This is a genomic window from Mesorhizobium sp. PAMC28654 (assembly GCF_020616515.1).
Lineage (GTDB): Bacteria > Pseudomonadota > Alphaproteobacteria > Rhizobiales > Rhizobiaceae > Mesorhizobium.
Genome location: NZ_CP085135.1, coordinates 4,246,142 through 4,261,979 on the forward strand (window position 1 = coordinate 4,246,142; position 15,838 = coordinate 4,261,979).

15 protein-coding genes and 2 pseudogenes are annotated in these 15,838 nt (G+C 63.7%); 7 read left to right on the plus strand and 10 right to left on the minus strand.

All coding sequences use genetic code 11. The features are described 5' to 3' along the window. Positions 1-107: 107 nt before the first annotated feature. The 5 genes and pseudogenes from LGH82_RS20800 to LGH82_RS20820 all read left to right on the plus strand — a co-directional run bounded on the left by LGH82_RS20800 (position 108) and on the right by LGH82_RS20820 (position 4,900). A pseudogene (locus LGH82_RS20800) lies at positions 108-1,245 on the plus strand (ABC transporter ATP-binding protein). Next, positions 1,226-2,389: an ABC transporter substrate-binding protein gene (locus tag LGH82_RS20805; RefSeq protein WP_227344524.1), complete on the plus strand. Its 1,164-nt coding sequence runs from the start codon at positions 1,226-1,228 to the stop codon at positions 2,387-2,389. Before LGH82_RS20800 ends, LGH82_RS20805 begins: the two are co-directional and overlap by 20 nt. 63 nt (positions 2,390-2,452) lie before the next feature. Next, the gene (locus tag LGH82_RS20810; RefSeq protein ID WP_227344525.1) at positions 2,453-3,316 is read left to right on the plus strand and encodes an ABC transporter permease; all 864 of its coding nucleotides are present in this window, start codon (positions 2,453-2,455) and stop codon (positions 3,314-3,316) included. Then, the gene (locus LGH82_RS20815) at positions 3,316-4,128 is read left to right on the plus strand and encodes an ABC transporter permease (RefSeq protein WP_227344526.1); all 813 of its coding nucleotides are present in this window, start codon (positions 3,316-3,318) and stop codon (positions 4,126-4,128) included. Before LGH82_RS20810 ends, LGH82_RS20815 begins: the two co-directional genes overlap by 1 nt. A 10-nt stretch (positions 4,129-4,138) precedes the next feature. After that, positions 4,139-4,900 carry an SDR family NAD(P)-dependent oxidoreductase gene (locus LGH82_RS20820; RefSeq protein WP_227344527.1) on the plus strand — a complete coding sequence of 254 codons (762 nt, stop codon included), beginning with the start codon at positions 4,139-4,141 and terminating at the stop codon, positions 4,898-4,900. Between the two features lie 46 nt (positions 4,901-4,946). Here LGH82_RS20820 and LGH82_RS20825 read toward each other — a convergent pair whose 3' ends face one another. Then, positions 4,947-5,732: an SDR family NAD(P)-dependent oxidoreductase gene (locus LGH82_RS20825; RefSeq protein WP_227344528.1), complete on the minus strand. Its 786-nt coding sequence runs from the start codon at positions 5,730-5,732 to the stop codon at positions 4,947-4,949. A 71-nt stretch (positions 5,733-5,803) separates the two neighbouring features. Between LGH82_RS20825 and uxuA the strand changes: the two genes are divergently transcribed. Next, on the plus strand, positions 5,804-6,988 hold the full coding sequence (uxuA, locus tag LGH82_RS20830) for a mannonate dehydratase (RefSeq protein ID WP_227344529.1): 1,185 nt from the start codon (positions 5,804-5,806) through the stop codon (positions 6,986-6,988). A 54-nt stretch (positions 6,989-7,042) separates the two neighbouring features. Here uxuA and LGH82_RS20835 read toward each other — a convergent pair whose 3' ends face one another. Next, complete coding sequence (locus tag LGH82_RS20835; protein WP_227344530.1) at positions 7,043-7,918, minus strand: LysR family transcriptional regulator; 876 nt, start codon at positions 7,916-7,918, stop codon at positions 7,043-7,045. A 104-nt stretch (positions 7,919-8,022) separates the two neighbouring features. On the opposite strand from LGH82_RS20835, the gene bla reads away from it, so the two are divergent. Then, positions 8,023-8,916 carry a class A beta-lactamase gene (gene bla / locus LGH82_RS20840; RefSeq protein WP_227344531.1) on the plus strand — a complete coding sequence of 298 codons (894 nt, stop codon included), beginning with the start codon at positions 8,023-8,025 and terminating at the stop codon, positions 8,914-8,916. Between the two features lie 43 nt (positions 8,917-8,959). Here bla and LGH82_RS20845 read toward each other — a convergent pair whose 3' ends face one another. From LGH82_RS20845 to LGH82_RS20885, 8 genes and pseudogenes are all read right to left on the minus strand, one after another. After that, the gene (locus LGH82_RS20845; RefSeq protein ID WP_227344532.1) at positions 8,960-10,468 is read right to left on the minus strand and encodes an aldehyde dehydrogenase family protein; all 1,509 of its coding nucleotides are present in this window, start codon (positions 10,466-10,468) and stop codon (positions 8,960-8,962) included. 20 nt (positions 10,469-10,488) lie between these two features. Beyond that, positions 10,489-10,833 (minus strand): cupin domain-containing protein, encoded by a 345-nt coding sequence (locus LGH82_RS20850; protein WP_227344533.1) that lies wholly within the window; start codon positions 10,831-10,833, stop codon positions 10,489-10,491. Between the two features lie 23 nt (positions 10,834-10,856). Beyond that, positions 10,857-11,198 carry a cupin domain-containing protein gene (locus tag LGH82_RS20855; RefSeq protein ID WP_227344534.1) on the minus strand — a complete coding sequence of 114 codons (342 nt, stop codon included), beginning with the start codon at positions 11,196-11,198 and terminating at the stop codon, positions 10,857-10,859. 22 nt (positions 11,199-11,220) lie between these two features. Next, positions 11,221-11,571, minus strand: a complete 351-nt coding sequence (locus tag LGH82_RS20860) for a cupin domain-containing protein (RefSeq protein ID WP_227344535.1) — start codon at positions 11,569-11,571, stop codon at positions 11,221-11,223. Between the two features lie 232 nt (positions 11,572-11,803). Then, the gene (locus tag LGH82_RS20865) at positions 11,804-13,078 is read right to left on the minus strand and encodes a glycosyltransferase (RefSeq protein WP_227344536.1); all 1,275 of its coding nucleotides are present in this window, start codon (positions 13,076-13,078) and stop codon (positions 11,804-11,806) included. 10 nt (positions 13,079-13,088) lie between these two features. Then, a complete protein-coding gene (locus tag LGH82_RS20870) occupies positions 13,089-14,162 on the minus strand; it encodes an ABC transporter ATP-binding protein (protein ID WP_227344537.1) in 1,074 nt (357 codons plus the stop codon). Further along, a pseudogene (locus LGH82_RS33515) lies at positions 14,159-14,952 on the minus strand (ABC transporter permease). Before LGH82_RS33515 ends, LGH82_RS20870 begins: the two are co-directional and overlap by 4 nt. Then, positions 14,945-15,787, minus strand: coding sequence for an ABC transporter permease (locus tag LGH82_RS20885; protein ID WP_227349650.1), 843 nt, complete (start codon positions 15,785-15,787; stop codon positions 14,945-14,947). Before LGH82_RS20885 ends, LGH82_RS33515 begins: the two are co-directional and overlap by 8 nt. Positions 15,788-15,838: the final 51 nt, after the last annotated feature.

Consider the following 15,838-nt stretch of genomic DNA (forward strand, 5'->3'; position numbering starts at 1 on the left):
CCTCTAAACGATAATATAGATCAGATATACCACCTGAGAGGTATATACTAGCAGGTATTGGCTCTAGTAGCGTCCTGAAATCGCCCTGTCGCTGGAGCCCGCAGCCTTTGACCGCAGTGCCCGACATCGAGTTTCGCGGCGTCACCAAGCGCTATGGCGCGGTGACCGCTGTCAGCGGCATCGACCTTGCGGTGCCACCCTCCGCCTTTGTCGCGCTGCTCGGGCCATCCGGCTGCGGCAAGACCACGTGCCTGCGCATGATCGGCGGCTTCGAGCAGCCGAGCGAAGGACAGGTGTTGATCCGTGGCCAGGACATGGCGGGAACGCCGCCCTACCGTCGGCCGGTCAACATGGTGTTCCAGCAATACGCGCTGTTCCCGCATCTGGATGTGGAGGACAACGTCGCCTACGGACTGCGCCAGGCGAGGCCGAGGCTGTCGTCACGCGAGATCGGCCAGCGGGCCGGCGAAGCGCTCGAAATGGTGCGGCTCGCCGGCTATGGCCGCCGCAAGATCCACGAACTGTCCGGCGGTCAGCAGCAGCGCGTCGCGCTGGCGCGCGCGCTTGGTCAACAAGCCTGCCGTGCTGCTGCTCGACGAGCCGCTGGCCGCACTCGACAAGAAGCTGCGCACCGATATGCAGATCGAGCTGCAGAACCTCCAGCGCGAGATCGGCATCACCTTCGTGCTGGTTACCCACGACCAGGAGGAAGCGCTGTCGATGAGCGACTTCGTCTGCGTCATGAATGGCGGGCGCATCGTCCAGCTCGGACAGCCGAGCGAGATCTATGACGAGCCGGCCGACCTGTTCGTCGCCGACTTCGTCGGCAAGACCAATCTGTTGAGCGGCACCGTCGCCGGGCATTCCGGCGACTTGGTGGAGGTGGCGCTGGCCGACGGCACCGTCATCGCGGCGCGCAAGCGGACCACCTTGCGGCAGGGCGAGACCGTCTCGGTCAGCCTGCGTCCTGAAACGCTCAGTCTCGGCGCTGCGGCAAGCGGCCCGTTCAAGGGCATCGTCCGCAACCGGATTTTTCTCGGCTCGACGGCGGAATACGCCATCGAGGTCCCGGGCATCGGGACGCTGCTCGCCAAGGCCGACCATGTGATCGGCCATGGAAATCTCTTCAAGCCGGGTGAACCCGTCGCCATCGGCTTTGCCACCGGGACGCCGCTGGCGTTTCAGGAGACCAAGAACAACGGGACCAACCAGAGGGTAAACAAACATGTCGAAATCATATCGTGATGGACTGCCGATAAGCCCAGAGAAGTTCGTAGACCAGTTGATGCGCCTCAAGCGTGGCTCGATCGGCCGCCGTGATTTCCTTGGCCTGACCGGCCTTGGAATCGCCACTGCCGTGATGGCGCGCGAGATCGGCATCATGCCGACGCCGGCTTTTGCCGCCGAGAGCCTTGGCGACCGCATGTCGATCGCCACCTGGTCGAATTATCATGACCCGCAGACCTTCGAGAATTTCAAGAAGGACACCGGCGTCGCCGTCGAGGTCAACGTGTTCGGCTCCAATGAAGAGATGCTGGCCAAGCTGCAGGCTGGCGCGTCGGGCTGGAGCCTGTTTGTGCCAACCAACTACACGATCTCGACCTACAAGAAGCTCGGCATCATCGAGCCGCTGGAGATGGCGAAGCTGCCGAATTTCGACGGCACGCAGGAAGACCCGCGCTTCACCGCCGAAGGCACGATCGACAAGGTGACCTACGCTGTGCCGAAGAACTGGGGCACCACCGGCTTTGCCGTCAACACCAAGAAGCTCGCCAAGCCGATGACCAGCTGGAAGGAATTCTGGGATACCGCCATGGCCGAAGGCGATGGCCGCACAATGGTGCACGACTACCAGCTGACCACCATCGGCAATGCGTTGAAATATTACGGTTACTCGTTCAACTCGCTGAAGCAGGACGAACTTGCCAAGGCGGAGGCACTGCTGCTGAAAGTCAAGCCGCATCTGTTCGCGGTCTCATCCGACTATCAGCCGGGGATGCGCGCGGGGGACGCCTGGATGACGATGTGCTGGACCAATGACGGCGCGCAGCTGCATCGCGACATCCCGGATATCGCTTATGTGCTCGGCAAGGAAGGCGGCGAGATCTGGACCGATTTCTACGCCATTCCGAAGGACGCGCCCAACAAGCCGGCCGGCTATGCGCTGCTCAACTATTTGATGAACCCGCAGGTCGCGGTGAAGGAGCACTTGGCCAATGGCGCGCCCTCGACCGATGCGCGGGTCAACAAGCTGCTGCCCAAGGAAGTGCTGGACAACCCGATCCTCTATCCGGCCGCCGACCTTTTGACGCCGCTGGAATTCGGCGCGGCGGCAACGCTGACCGATCCGGGCCGTGCCGAACTGATGGCGCGCTTCAAGTCGGCCTGAGGGTCGACCTGACGTGGACAATTGACCGGCGGGCACATGCCCGTCGGTATCGGGGCGGTTTCAATGCACGACAATAAATTTCGTCATAATTTCCTGACCGCCTTGCTGCTTGCGCCTGCGACGGCGTGGCTGGTGGTGTTCCTGGTGCTGCCGTTCATCGCCATTGCCGTGTTCAGCGTTGGCGAACGAGCGCCTGAGGGCGGCTATCAGGCCGCCTTCACGCTCGCGCAATATGCCAATCTTCCGGCGCGAGCGACCGCCTTCTGGAACACGATGGTGCTGGCGCCGTTGGGAGCGCTTGCCTGTCTGCTTGTCGCCTATCCGGTCGCCTACTACCTCGCCTTGCGCGCCCCTGCACGGTGGCGGCTGATCCTGCTTGCGCTCGTCGTCATTCCATTCTGGACCAGCCTTTTGATGCGGACCTACGCCTGGATGTATGTGCTGGGCGGACGCGGCATTCCGGCGCTTCTAGCCTATATCGGCTTCGAGGACGTGAGGCTGATCAACACGCCGGGCGCGGTGCTGCTCGGCATTGTCTATGGCTACCTGCCACTGATGATCCTGCCGATCTATGTCAGTCTCGAGCGGCTCGACCGCCGGCTGCTGGAAGCCTCGGCTGATCTCGGTGCGACGCCACTCTCGACCTTCCTGGGGGTGACGCTGAAACTGTCCCTGCCGGGTGTGATGACAGGCTTCTCGCTGGTGATGATCCTGCTGCTTGGCGAATATCTGATCCCGACGCTGCTTGGCGGCGGCAAGGTGTTCTTCATCGGCAATGCGCTGGTCGACCTGTTCCTGCAGTCGCGCAACTGGCCGTTCGGATCGGCTATCGCCATCACACTGGTGCTGGTCTCGGTGATAGTGCTGATTGCCGCCAACCGTATCTCGACCCGGGTCTCGGGCGCCCGCCGTGTGGATCTGATCTGATGCGGGCCTTCGTCATTGCCGTCTTTGCGTTCCTTTATCTGCCGATCGCGCTTGTCGTTCTGTTTTCCTTCAACGCCGGCCACCATGCCAGCGAGTTCACCGGCTTCTCATTGCAGTGGTACGGCAAGGCGCTGTCGAACCCGTTCCTGGTCGAGGCGCTGAAGAACAGCCTGTTCATCGCCACCACCAGCGCCTTGCTGGCGGCGGTGTTCGGCACCGCCGCCGCGCTCGGCCTGGCGCGCGTTGGTGTCAGAACCCGCGCGGTCTTCGACGCGCTGCTGGGAGCGGCGATCGTCGTTCCCGGTGTCGTCATCGGCATCTCGACACTGGTCGCGCTCGTCCAGCTGTTCGCGGTCGTCAACCCGTTCCTCGCCTCGATCTGGCCGGGCGATCAGCCGCCCAAGCTGTCGCTTGGCTATGGCTCGATCATCGCGGCGCACGGGTTGTTCTCAATGGCGCTGGTGACGATGATCGTCGGCACGCGGCTCGGCAGCCTCGACCGGAATCTGGTCGAGGCCTCAAGTGACCTTTACGCGACGCCGTTGACGACGTTCCGCTCGATCATCCTGCCGCAGATCATGCCGGCTGTGGTCGCCGGCTTCCTGCTCGCCTTCACCTTCTCCTTCGATGACTTCATCATCGCCTTCTTCGTCGCCGGCGCGCAGACGACGCTGCCGATCTATGTGTTCGCGTCGATCCGGCGCGGGGTGACGCCGGAAATCAACGCCATCGCGACCATTGTGCTCGTCGCCTCCGTCCTGCTCGTGGTGCTTGCCCAATGGCAGCTGCGCCAGCGCAAACCATCAAACTGAAAGTCGCATCATGATCCTCAAAGACCGCATCGCCGTGGTGACAGGCGCCGGTTCCGGCATCGGGCGCGCCGGCGCCATCATCATGGGCAAGGAGGGCGCACTTGTTGTCATCGCCGACAGGGATCAGGCCAGCGGGGAGGCGACGGCCACGGACATCCGCGCAGCGGGTGGCCAAGCCGAGGCGATCGCCACCGATGTCAACGAGGACGCGGCAGTCGAGCAGTTGATTGCGGGTACGATCCAGAAGCACGGGCGTATCGACATCCTGCACAACCATGCCGGCATCCAGGTCGGCGGCACGCTGACCGAGGTCGACATTGACGGCATGGATGCTTCGTGGCGGGTCAATGTCCGCGCCCAGTTCCTGGCGGCCAGGACGGTCATGCCGTCGATGGTCGCGCAAGGTGGCGGCGTCATCCTGAACACCGCCTCCAATTCGGGCGTGTTCTATGACCGCGAAATGATCGCCTACGCCACGTCCAAGCATGCGGTGGTGGCAATGACCCGGCAGATGTCGCTCGACTATGCCAAGCACAATGTCCGCGTCAACGCGCTTTGCCCGGGCTGGGTCGACACGCCGTTCAATGAACCGTTCATCGCCCAGATGGGCGGGCGGGATGCCATCGAGCGCTATGTCCGCACCAAGATCCCGATGGGGCGCTGGGCCAGCGCCGAGGAGATCGCCGAAGCGATCCTGTTCCTTGTCTCCGACCGCTCATCCTTCATGACCGGCCAGGCGCTGGTGATCGACGGCGGCGAAAGCATCGGCTGAGGTCCGCGAACCCAGCGTAGCCCCGGGCGGCTCGGCGGCCTGCCTTTCATTTCACGCCGATGCCGGCGGTCAGTCCTCCGTCTATCCTGTAGTCGGCACCGGTGCAGAAGCTCGCCTTGGACGAACACAGAAACGCTATGAGCTCGGCCACTTCCTCGGGCTCACCGATGCGGCCGATCGGATGCGCCTCGCCAAAGCGCTTGAAGGCCGCTTCGACGTCGGCATCCGTGCCATTGTCGCCGCGCGCCGCCCGCTCGAGGATGGGCGTGCGGATCGATCCCGGACTGACCGAATTCACGCGGATGCCCTGACGTGCGTAGTCGAGCGCCAGCGAGCGTGTCAGCGTGTGGATCGCGCCCTTGGTGGTGGCGTAGGCGGCGACGTTCTCCTGGCAGGCGTGGCCCTGCACGGAAGCCACGTTGATGATGGCGCCGCCGCCCCGCTTGATCATTTCGGGAATGCCGAAACGGGCGGTGAGGTAGATCGAGCCGACATTGACGGACATCGTCCGGTTCCAGGTCTCGAAATCCGTCGTCGTCGCCGTGCCGTAGGGATGCACGGCGGCTGAATTGACGATGATGTCCAACCCGCCGAAGCGCTCGGCGCCGGTGGCGATCGCCCTGGCCACCTCATCCGGCACGGAAACGTCCGCCGTCATCACAAGGGCGACGGCACCCGAGCGATCGAGTTCGGCCTGCATGGCCGCGTTGGCGCTTTCGTCGATGCCGCAGGCGAGGATCGCCGCCCCGCCCGCAGCCAGACGCCGGGCGCTTGCCAGGCCGATGCCGGTCGTTCCCGTCACCAGGGCAACCTTGCCGTCGAAATCCTTCATTGCGAAGCTCCGATTTGACTCGCCATTGTTGTCCGACAATATGGCTCCTCGCAACCACACAAGAGACAATCATGGAACAATGCTGGCGTTGGTACGGTCCGGACGATCCGGTCACGCTCGATCATGTCAAACAGGCCGGAGCCACAGGTGTCGTTTCGGCCCTGCACAGCATCTATGATGGCAGCGCCTGGCCACTCGCCGACATACTCGAGCGCAAGCGCGTCATCGAGGCGGCAGGGCTGAGCTGGTCCGTGGTGGAGAGCATCCCCGTCCACAATTCGATCAAGACCGGCACGGCGGAAAGGGAGCGCTACGTCGGCTGGTACAAGGACACGATCCGGGCGCTGGCAAAGGCCGGCATCACCACCATCTGCTACAATTTCATGCCGGTGGTGGACTGGACCCGGACCGATCTCGCCTACCGGCTGCCGACCACCGGCTATGCCCTGCGCTTCGATGCGATCGACTTTGCCGCCTATGATCTGTTCGTGCTGAAGCGTCGAAATGCTGAAGCCAGCTACAGCGCGGCGCGCCTGAAGGAGGCGGAAGCGCGGCTGAAGACGTTGAGCGACGAGCGCATCGGCAAGATAGAGCACAACCTCATTGCCGGGCTTCCTGCCACCGAACGCAAATACGATCGGGATGGCATGCGCGAGGCCCTGGCTGACTATGAGGCGATCGGCCCGGTCGAGCTGCGCGCGAACCTTGCCTGGTTCCTGAAGCAGATCATTCCCGTTGCCGAGGACGTCGGCGCGCGCATGTGCATCCATCCAGACGATCCGCCTTTCTCGCTCTACGGATTGCCGCGCGTCGTCTCCACCGCCGATGACGCGCGCCTCATCCTGGAAACGGTCGACAGTCCTGCGAACGGCCTGACGTTCTGCACGGGCTCCTACGGCGTGCGCGCCGATAACGACCTTGTCGCGATGATCAGCGAGTTCGCCCCAAAAATCCATTTCGCGCATCTGCGCAACGTGACGCGCGAGGAGGACGGCTCCTTCTTCGAGGCGGAGCACCTGGAGGGGTCCACCGACATGGCGGATGTCATCCTGGCGCTGATGAAGGAGGAGGCGCGCCGATGCAACGAGGGCAGGGCCGACTGGCGCATACCCATGCGACCGGACCACGGCCACCTGCTCGCCGACGATATCGGCAAGACCAGGATCAACCCCGGCTATTCGCTGATCGGCCGACTGAAAGGTCTCGCCGAACTGCGCGGCATCATGCGGGCGGTGGAGCGGTTCGGGCTGGCCTGAAACCTGGATCCTGGCTGCGTACCTGGGTGGAAGTATTGGCCGGACGCAGCCGGTTCAACGCATGGCTGCTGTTTCCGCCTTCAGCCAATCGGCGAAGACGGTCATCGCTTGCGAATTCTGGCGCCTGCGCCGCGCCGACAGCCAGTAGCGGCCGACATCGACGGTGCAATCGAAAGGCTGGACCAGTTGGCCGGAACAGAGTTCGCGGCTGAACATGGAGACCGGCAGCAGCGCCACGCCGGCGCCCTGGACGGCGGCATTGGCCATGGTGACCGACGAATCGAAGACGATGCCCTTGATCGGCGGGCAATGGCGCCCCGCCGCCTCGAACCAGCGCAGCCATTCGTCTTCCCTGTAGGAGCACAGCAGCGTTTCACCCGCGAGGTCCGAGGGGTCGCGCAGACGCGCCGCGATGTCGGGCGTGCAGGCCGGCGAGAAGGAGCCAAGCAGCAGCGGGATGTTCTCGGTCCCTGGCCAGGAGCCGTCGCCAAAGCGGATGGCAAAGTCGAGACCATCGGCGGCGAGATTGACACGGTTGTTGTTGGTCGAGATGCGCGGCTCGATGTCCGGATAGGCCTTGTGGAACAGCGGCAATCTCGGGATCAGCCAGCCCGACGCGAAGGTGCCGACGACGCCGACGGTGACGATATCGTTGAAGCGGCCGCCCTCGAAACGGTCGAGCGTGACACTGATCCGGTTGAAGGCATCGCTCAGCACCGGCAGCAAAGCCTCGCCCTCCTCGCTCAAGGCGAGCCCGTGCGGCAATCGGCGAAAAAGCCTGACGCCAAGTACCTCTTCAAGACCTTTGACCTGATGGCTGACGGCGGCCTGGGTGACGCGCAGCTCAAGGCCGGCGCCGGTGAAGCTGAGATGGCGGGCGGAGGCCTCGAAGGCGCGCAGGCCGTTCAGCGGAAGATGCGATCGTTTCATGGAATCGAGCCCTAGTTTTTCTTATGGCGGGGGCGATGTTTACTCGTTTGCGGCGGCGTTCGATCCGGTCCAGTTCTGCGGCGCGGGCAATAGAGAGTGTGGATATGACAAGCAGACGCAATTTTATCGGTGGTCTCGCGGTGGTCTTGACGGTGCCCGTCAACCTTGGCGTGATTGCGAAGGCGGCGACGAGCCCGACAAAATTTGATGGGCTGACGCCGAAAATAGGGCGAATCGAGGCGGGAAGCGGTGGGCGGCTCGGCGTTACATGCCGGATTTCAGGAACTGGCGAGCAGTTCGGTTACCGCGAGAACGAGCTGTTTCCCATGTGTAGCACCTTCAAGATGCTGGCGGCGTCGCTTGTCCTGCATCGAGTGGATGGCGGCATCGAGCAGTTGGACCGCCGCGTCAAGGTACCAAAGACTGCCGTGGTCGCCAATTCGCCGGTGACGAAGAACCATGCCGGCAGTGAGATGACGATGGCGGAGATTTGCGAAGCCGCAGTCACGGTCAGCGACAATGGGGCCGGCAATCTGATGCTGGACTCCTTTGGCGGACCAGCGCAACTGACAGCCTATCTGCGTTCGCTTGGCGACAAGGTGACGAGGCTGGACCGGATCGAGCCGGAGCTGAACGAATCGTTGCCGGGAGACGAGCGCGATACAACCTCTCCCGCCGCCATGGCCGAGACCGTCGAGCGGCTTGCCCTGGGCGACAGCCTCTCGCAGAAGAGCCGGGCGCAACTCGCCGCATGGCTGGTGGCCAACAAGACCGGCGACCAGCGCATCCGGGCCGGACTGCCGAAAGGCTGGACGTGCGGGGACAAGACCGGCACGGGCGAGCGCGGCAGCACCAATGACGCGGCCGTCATCTGGCCGGCTTTCGGCAATCCGATTTTGATGACGGTCTATCTGACCGGCTCGAAACAGAGCCTGACCGAGCGCAACGCCATCATTGCCTCCGTCTCGCGCGAGTTGATCGAAGCGATCACGGCTTAAAGACCATGTCGAGCGGCGCCATCGCGCCGCTCCTCGGAGCGATTCACACGTGCTTGCGGCCGCCGGTCTCGCGGAACCAGCTATCGGGGTAGGGATACCACCATTCCTGGATTGCCGGCTTGTGGTCGATGATCACCATCTTCGAGCGACGGAAGGCATCGAGCCCCTGGCGGCCGAGCTCGCGGCCGAGGCCTGATGCCTTCCAGCCGCCGAAGGGCAAGGCGTCATTGTCGATCAGCGGATTGTTCACCCAGACCATGCCGGCCTCGAGCCGTTCGGCCGCTTCATGCGCCTCGGCGAGGTCGGTGGTGAAGACGGAAGCGCCGAGCCCGAACGGGCTGTCATTGGCCAGCCGGATCGCCTCGTCGAAATCCTTGACCCGGCAGATCGCGGCGACCGGCCCAAAACACTCCTCGCGCACGATGGCCATGTCCGGCGTCACGCCGGTCAGGATCGTCGGTTCGTAGAACCAGCCTATGGTGTGTGCCGGCGGGATGCGCCCACCGGTCACGGCCGTTGCGCCATTGCGAATGGCATCGTCGACCAGCCGCATCACCTTGGCCCGCGCCGCCTCGCTGACCAACGGGCCGATCTCGGTCTTGTCCATGCCGTTGCCGATGCGCAGTGCACGGGTTCTCTCGGCAAACAGTTCGACGAAGCGATCATGCACGCAATCGACGACGAAGAAACGCTCGGCCGAGGTGCAGACCTGGCCGGTGAGGTGGAAGGCAGCGGTGACGCTGCCCGCCGCCGCGACGTCGAGCGGGGCGTTTGCGCTGATGATCAACGGGTCGCTGCCGCCGGCCTCGATGACACAAGGTTTCATGCGCTCGGCGCAGGCCACCGCCACCGCCTTGCCGGCGGCGACCGAGCCGGTGAAGGCAACCGCATGGGTGCGGTCGGAAGTGATCAGTGCCTGTGCCGTCGCTGCTCCGCCCGGCAGGCAGGAGACGAGGCCTTCGGGCAGGGAGCGGAACACGGTCATGTAGTCGAGCGTCGACAGCGTCGTCGCTTCGGCCGGCTTGATCACGCAGGCATTGCCGGCTGCAAGTGATGCCGCAACGGTCCAGCACATCAGCAGGATCGGAAAGTTGTAGGGCATGATGTGGACGGAGACGCCATAGGGCTCGTAGCGCGCATACTGGAACGAACCGGCCTGTGTAGTGCCGGCGATCTTGCCGGCATCGTCGCGCGCCATCTCGGCATAGTAGCGGAAGATCGGCGCGCAATTGGCGATCTCGCCGATCGCTTCAGGATAGGGCTTGCCCATCTCGCGCACCATCAGTTCGGCGCAGCGCGTGAAGTCGGCGGCTTCGATGGCGTTGGCGACGGCGTGCAGATGCTTTGCCCGGCTCTTGGCGTCGAGTTTTTTCCAGGCGACCTGTGCCTTGGTCGCTGCGGTGAGCACGGCGTCGATCTCACCGTCGCTGGCTGATGCGACGGCGCCAACGGTCTCCAGCGTTGCCGGGTCGATCACCGCTTTGTTCGCACCGGCCATCAGCCGATAACCCGGATTGACGAAGAAGGTCGGCCGGTCAGGGGAGAAATGCATGGACATCCTCTCAGATCCGCTCAGCGGATCATGTAGACCTTCTTGATGGTCTCATGGACGGTGCAGACGCCCTTCCAGTCTTGCGGAAAGAAGGCCGCGGTGTCCGGCTCGATCTCGATCACCTCGCCGGATTCATGGACATAGGTGCAGTGCCCTTCGAGGAAGTGGCAGAACTCGTCGCGGGTGACATGGCAGTGCCATTTACCGGGCGTGCAGACCCACAGGCCGCATTCGGAACGGCCTTCAGGCCCCTTGTGCAGCAGCTTGCCCGAGGTGCGGGATTCGCCCTCGATCATGGTGGGGATGACGCCCCAGTCGACAAGGTCGGTGATGGCGAGCGGCGATTGCATGATCGGCGTGGTCATATGGTTGTTCCTTGAAAAAGTGCTCACCGGCACATGAAGGCCTTGGTCAGCGTTTCGGTGATGGTGCAGGTGCCGGTCCAGCCGGCGGGGAAGAAGACGAGCGTTCCGGCCTCGACCGGAATCTGCTCGCCATTGTCGTGGATGTAGCTGCCGCGGCCCGACACGAAATGGCAGAATTCATCGGCAAGGAAGGTCACCTTGCGCGTACCGGGCGTGCATGACCACAGGCCGCATTCGCTCGATCCGTCCGGGTGCTGGAAAAGGACCTTGCCATAGGCATGCGGCGACCCGGCAAGCGTGTTGCTGCCGGCGCCCCAATCCTCCAGTTCCACGCTCGAGGCCCTCGGCCAGTGCGGTGTCGGCATGTCGTCCTCCTGTTCAGCGATGTCAGGCCAACATGTAGACGTTGCGCATGGTCTCATGCACGGTGCATTCGCCCGTCCAGCCGGCGGGGAACATGACCACGGTTCCAGCAGAGACTTCTATCACCTCGCCGACATCCGACCGGTAGGTCGCGCGGCCGGAGACGAAATGGCAGAGTTCATCGCGCGGGATCGAGAGCCGCCAGCGTCCGGGCGTGCAGACCCAGATTCCGGATTCCGGCTGGTTGTTCGGTCCCTTGTGCACGAGCTTGCCAGTGGAGTGCGACGCGCCTTCCAATGCATCCGGCTGGATGCCCCAGTCGACGAGATCGGTGCGGATGGAAGCTTGGTGGAGATACGGGGCTGAGGAGGTCATGAGTGTGCTCCGTGATCATGACGCGGAACGCCGATCCGTTGCCGCTCTAAGACGCCCCCCTCTGTCCTGCCGGACATCTCCCCCTCAAGGGGGGAGATTGGCAGTATCTGCGGCGGCGCATTCCTTGTGAGCTTTGCGATTTGCGAAAGCGGTGGTGACAGCCGATCTCCCCCCTTGAGGGGGAGATGTCCGGCAGGACAGAGGGGGGTGCCTTGGCTCGGCATGTCAAACCTCACAGCAACGCCTCCAGCAAACCCGCCGCCTTTTCCGGGCCGTTCTGCTCGCGCATCTGTGCCGATGTCCCCACCAGCTTCGCCTTCATCACCGGATCAGTCAGGCCGGCTTCGATCTTCGCGACCAGTTCGGCATCGTTCCAGTCGTAGCGCGGCATACCGAAGCCGTGGCCAGTTTCCTCGACGCGGGTGGCGTTGTCGTGGCCGTCCCAGACATAGGGCATGATGATGGCGGGCTTGCCAAAATAGAGACACTCCGTGAACGAGTTGTTGCCGCCATGGTGGATCACCGCATCGACCTGCGGGATGACCGATGGCTGCGGGAACCAGCTGTCCACGATGACGTTGCCAGGAACGTCGGTATACTGGTCCTTGTAGCCGCCGACATTGACCAGCGCCCGGTAGCGCGTCTTGCCCAGCGTCGCGATGATGCGCTTCAGGAGGTCGACGTCGCCGGCGCCCAGGCTGCCGAACGAAACATAAAGCAGGGGTCCGTCATTGTTCTGCGCGAATGTCGGCACCGTATACGGCTTCTCCTGCCGCACGCAGCCTTCGAGATACTGGAACCTTGCCGGGTCGAGCGGATGGCGGCGCTTGAACTTTGCTGCTTCGGGGTAAAGCAACAGGTTCAGGTAGGGAGAGGCTTCGAAGAACTGGCCGGTCGGATAGGGCGCCTCGCCGTTGGCAGTGAGGAAGGCGTTGAAGTCGTCATGGATCGGCTTGATCACGGCGTTGAAATGGTCGCGGTAGCGCTGGTGCCCGTCATGGTCGTTCTCGCCGCAGCCGGAGAGATGCGGCGGGATGTCCTCGTCCTCGATCTCGTTTTCCGAGCAGGAGATGACGCGAACCCAGGGCTTGCCGTGCTGCTTGATGGTCGGGAACAGGATGACGTTGTCGACGCAGATGACATCCGGCTTGATGGCGTCGAGAACGCGCGGCAGATCCTTCTGCGCCCACTTGGCGCTGTCGACGATCGCCGTCCAGCAATCCCTGACGTAGTTGTCGACCTGGTCGTAGGGCGACTTGCGAAAATTCGGGATGTGGCCGTTGATGAAATCTTCCCAGAACTTGGCCATCTGCTCGGGCGGCATCGGTTCGGAGAGGTTCACCGGATGCGCCTCGAAGCCGTAACCCTTGTAGACATCGACGAAGCCGGGATCGGACAGGAACACGGCCTTGTGGCCGCGCGCCTCGACGGCTTGCGCGATGCCGACGGAATTCAGCGCCGGGCCATAGGCGGCTTCGGGAAAAAACGCGATCGTCTTCAGCGCCATCAACTTCTCCTCACTCTGCGAATATTCTGACGTCGGCGGCATCCCAGCCGAGTTCGACCTGGTCGCCAGCCGATACTGGCCGGCGGTCGGCGGCATCGGCGGTGACGCGCACCAGGAACGGTTTTGATGACAGCGGCGTGCGGACATGCAGCTGCAGGTCGAGCCCCTGATAGGCCAATGCCTCGACCCGACCGGTCGTGCGGTTCTTGGTTCCGTCCGATGGGTACAAGCGGATGCGCTCGGGCCGCACCGAGGCCACTGCCTGCGCACCTGATACGAGCGTGGCGGGAACCTTGCCGGCGATCTCCGCTCCATTCGTGCCAACGACACCATCGGGGGTGGCTTTGCCCGGAACAAAGTTCATGACGCCGATGAAGTCGGCCACGAAACGGTCGGCCGGATGTTCATAGACCGCGTGCGGCGTGTCGCATTGCAAGAGCTTGCCGTCCTTCAGCACCGCCATGCGGTCGGCCATGACCAGCGATTCCTCCTGGTCATGGGTGACGATGACGAAGGTGATGCCGACCTCGTGCTGCAGACGTTTGAGTTCGAGCTGCATCGCGCCGCGCAGTTTCTTGTCGAGCGCGCCGAGCGGCTCGTCGAGCAGCAGCAGCCGGGGCCGCTTGACCAAGGCACGCGCCAAGGCGACACGCTGCTTCTGGCCTCCCGACAATTGCTCCGGCTTGCGGTCGGCGAAAGGGACAAGCTCGGTCGTCGCCAGGATGGCGTCGACGCGGGAGTGGATTTCCTTAGCCGGCAAACGCTCCATTTCCAGGCCGTAGGAAACGTTGGCCCGCACGCTCATATGCGGGAACAGCGCGTAGCACTGGAACATCAGATTGACCGGCCGCTTGTTGGGCGGTGTCCGGGCTATGTCATGGCCGTCGAGCAGGATGCGGCCATCGCTTGGCGTCTCGAAGCCGGCCAGCATGCGCAACAGCGTGGTCTTGCCGCAGCCCGATGGTCCAAGCAGCGCGAAGAACTCGTTCTCGCGGATATCCAGCGAGATGCCGTCGACGGCGGTGACCCTGCCGAAATTCTTCGACACATGATCGATGGCGAGCAGCGTTCGCGGTTCGCTCATTGGCCCACAATCCCACGGTTCAGGCGCTGCGAAAGGGTGAGCGCGGTGATGGAAACGGCCATGACGATGGTCGCCAGCGCGTTGATTTCCGGAGTGATGCCGAAGCGGATCATGGCGTAGATCTGCATCGGCAGCGTGGTCGAGGCGCGGCCGGCGCCGGATGTGAAGAAGGCGATGATGAATTCGTCGACCGAGAGCGTGAAGGCAAGTAGCGCGCCGGCGATGACGGCCGGCGCAATGACCGGCAATGTCACGCGCCGGAAGGTAGTGATGGCGGAGGCGCCGAGGTCGGCGGAGGCCTCGACGATCGACCAGTCGAAACTCTTCAGTCGGGCGCGCACCACCGAACAGACGAAGGCGAGGTTGAAGACGACATGGGCGAGGATGATGGTGTGCAGGCCCGTGGTCAGGTTATCATGGAAAAGAACGACAGCAGCGCGATCGCCAGCACGATGTCGGGAATGATCATCGGTGCGAAGATCAGCGCCTCGAGCCCCCTGCCATACTGCCGGCGCATCTCGACGCCGATCGCCAGCAGCGTGCCGAGCAGCGTGGCGATTGCTGTCGAGACCAGCGCCACGATCAGCGTGTTGAGGCCGGCCGACAGGATCGCGGAATTGTGGGCGAGCGAGACATACCATCTCAGTGAAAAGCCAGACCATGCCGTCGGCAGTCCGCCTTCATTGAAGGACAGGACCACCAGCACGGCGATCGGGATGTAGAGGAAAGCGAAGACGAGGCCGAGCACGAACCAGAGCGCGCGCCGCTTGGCAGGGGAGCGCTCAGCCATCGGCGTTGCCTTTGGCCTCGGCCGCCTGCCCCGAGGCGCGATCTGCGGCCAATGCCTGCGCCATCAGCACCAGGAGCATGATGGCGATCAGCGCCATGGCCAGAGCCGCGCCGAACGGCCAGTCATTGGCGGTCAGGAACTGGTCGTAGACGAGATTGCCGATCATCTGGAAGCGGCCGCCGCCGAGCAGGGCGGGGGTGACGAAATTGCCGATCGACAACACGAAGACGAAGACCGCGCCGGCGGCGATGCCGGGCACCGTCAGCGGCAGGATGACACGGCGGAAGGTGGTGACGGCGGAGGCGCCGAGATCGCGCGATGCCTCGGCGAGCTCCGGGTTGAGCCGCGACAGCGGCGCGTAACAGGCCAGGATGACGAAGGGCAGGTAGTTGTAGACGAGGCCGGCGATGACCGCGCCCTCGGTGTAGAGCATCGATGGCGGCTCGCCGGTGTAGCCGAACCAACGCAGCAGCTGGGTGATCAGGCCTTCGCGGTTGAGCAGCACGATCCAGGCATAGGTGCGGATCAGGTAGTTGGACCAGAAGGGCAGCACGGCGAAGAACAGGAACACCGGCTGCCAGCGGCGCGGGGCCGCTGATATCGCATAGGCGGCGGCATAGCCGATCACCACCGCGATCAGGGTGGCCGTGCCGGCGATGCGTGCCGAATTGAGGAAGATGCCGGCATAGAGCGGGTCGAAGACCAGCCCGAAATTCTCCAGCGTGAATGTGTAGTCGATGCCGCCATAGATGCCGCGCCGGAAGAAGGCGAGTGCCAGCACCAGCGCGCATGGGATTACCATCAGCGCGGTCAGCCAGACCAGCGCCGGGGCCATCAGCAGGGAGGAACGGGAGAGCAGGTGCTTCACGAAATGCCCCCCTCTGCC

Excerpts from the sequence above, each read along its gene's own strand:
- LGH82_RS20805 (WP_227344524.1), top strand. The coding sequence starts at position 1,226 with ATGTCGAAATCATATCGTGATGGACTGCCGATAAGCCCAGAGAAGTTC.
- LGH82_RS20810 (WP_227344525.1), top strand. The coding sequence starts at position 2,453 with ATGCACGACAATAAATTTCGTCATAATTTCCTGACCGCCTTGCTGCTT.
- LGH82_RS20815 (WP_227344526.1), top strand. The coding sequence starts at position 3,316 with ATGCGGGCCTTCGTCATTGCCGTCTTTGCGTTCCTTTATCTGCCGATC.
- LGH82_RS20820 (WP_227344527.1), top strand. The coding sequence starts at position 4,139 with ATGATCCTCAAAGACCGCATCGCCGTGGTGACAGGCGCCGGTTCCGGC.
- LGH82_RS20825 (WP_227344528.1), bottom strand. The coding sequence starts at position 5,732 with ATGAAGGATTTCGACGGCAAGGTTGCCCTGGTGACGGGAACGACCGGC.
- uxuA (WP_227344529.1), top strand. The coding sequence starts at position 5,804 with ATGGAACAATGCTGGCGTTGGTACGGTCCGGACGATCCGGTCACGCTC.
- LGH82_RS20835 (WP_227344530.1), bottom strand. The coding sequence starts at position 7,918 with ATGAAACGATCGCATCTTCCGCTGAACGGCCTGCGCGCCTTCGAGGCC.
- bla (WP_227344531.1), top strand. The coding sequence starts at position 8,023 with ATGACAAGCAGACGCAATTTTATCGGTGGTCTCGCGGTGGTCTTGACG.
- LGH82_RS20845 (WP_227344532.1), bottom strand. The coding sequence starts at position 10,468 with ATGCATTTCTCCCCTGACCGGCCGACCTTCTTCGTCAATCCGGGTTAT.
- LGH82_RS20850 (WP_227344533.1), bottom strand. The coding sequence starts at position 10,833 with ATGACCACGCCGATCATGCAATCGCCGCTCGCCATCACCGACCTTGTC.
- LGH82_RS20855 (WP_227344534.1), bottom strand. The coding sequence starts at position 11,198 with ATGCCGACACCGCACTGGCCGAGGGCCTCGAGCGTGGAACTGGAGGAT.
- LGH82_RS20860 (WP_227344535.1), bottom strand. The coding sequence starts at position 11,571 with ATGACCTCCTCAGCCCCGTATCTCCACCAAGCTTCCATCCGCACCGAT.
- LGH82_RS20865 (WP_227344536.1), bottom strand. The coding sequence starts at position 13,078 with ATGGCGCTGAAGACGATCGCGTTTTTTCCCGAAGCCGCCTATGGCCCG.
- LGH82_RS20870 (WP_227344537.1), bottom strand. The coding sequence starts at position 14,162 with ATGAGCGAACCGCGAACGCTGCTCGCCATCGATCATGTGTCGAAGAAT.
- LGH82_RS20885 (WP_227349650.1), bottom strand. The coding sequence starts at position 15,787 with ATGGCCCCGGCGCTGGTCTGGCTGACCGCGCTGATGGTAATCCCATGC.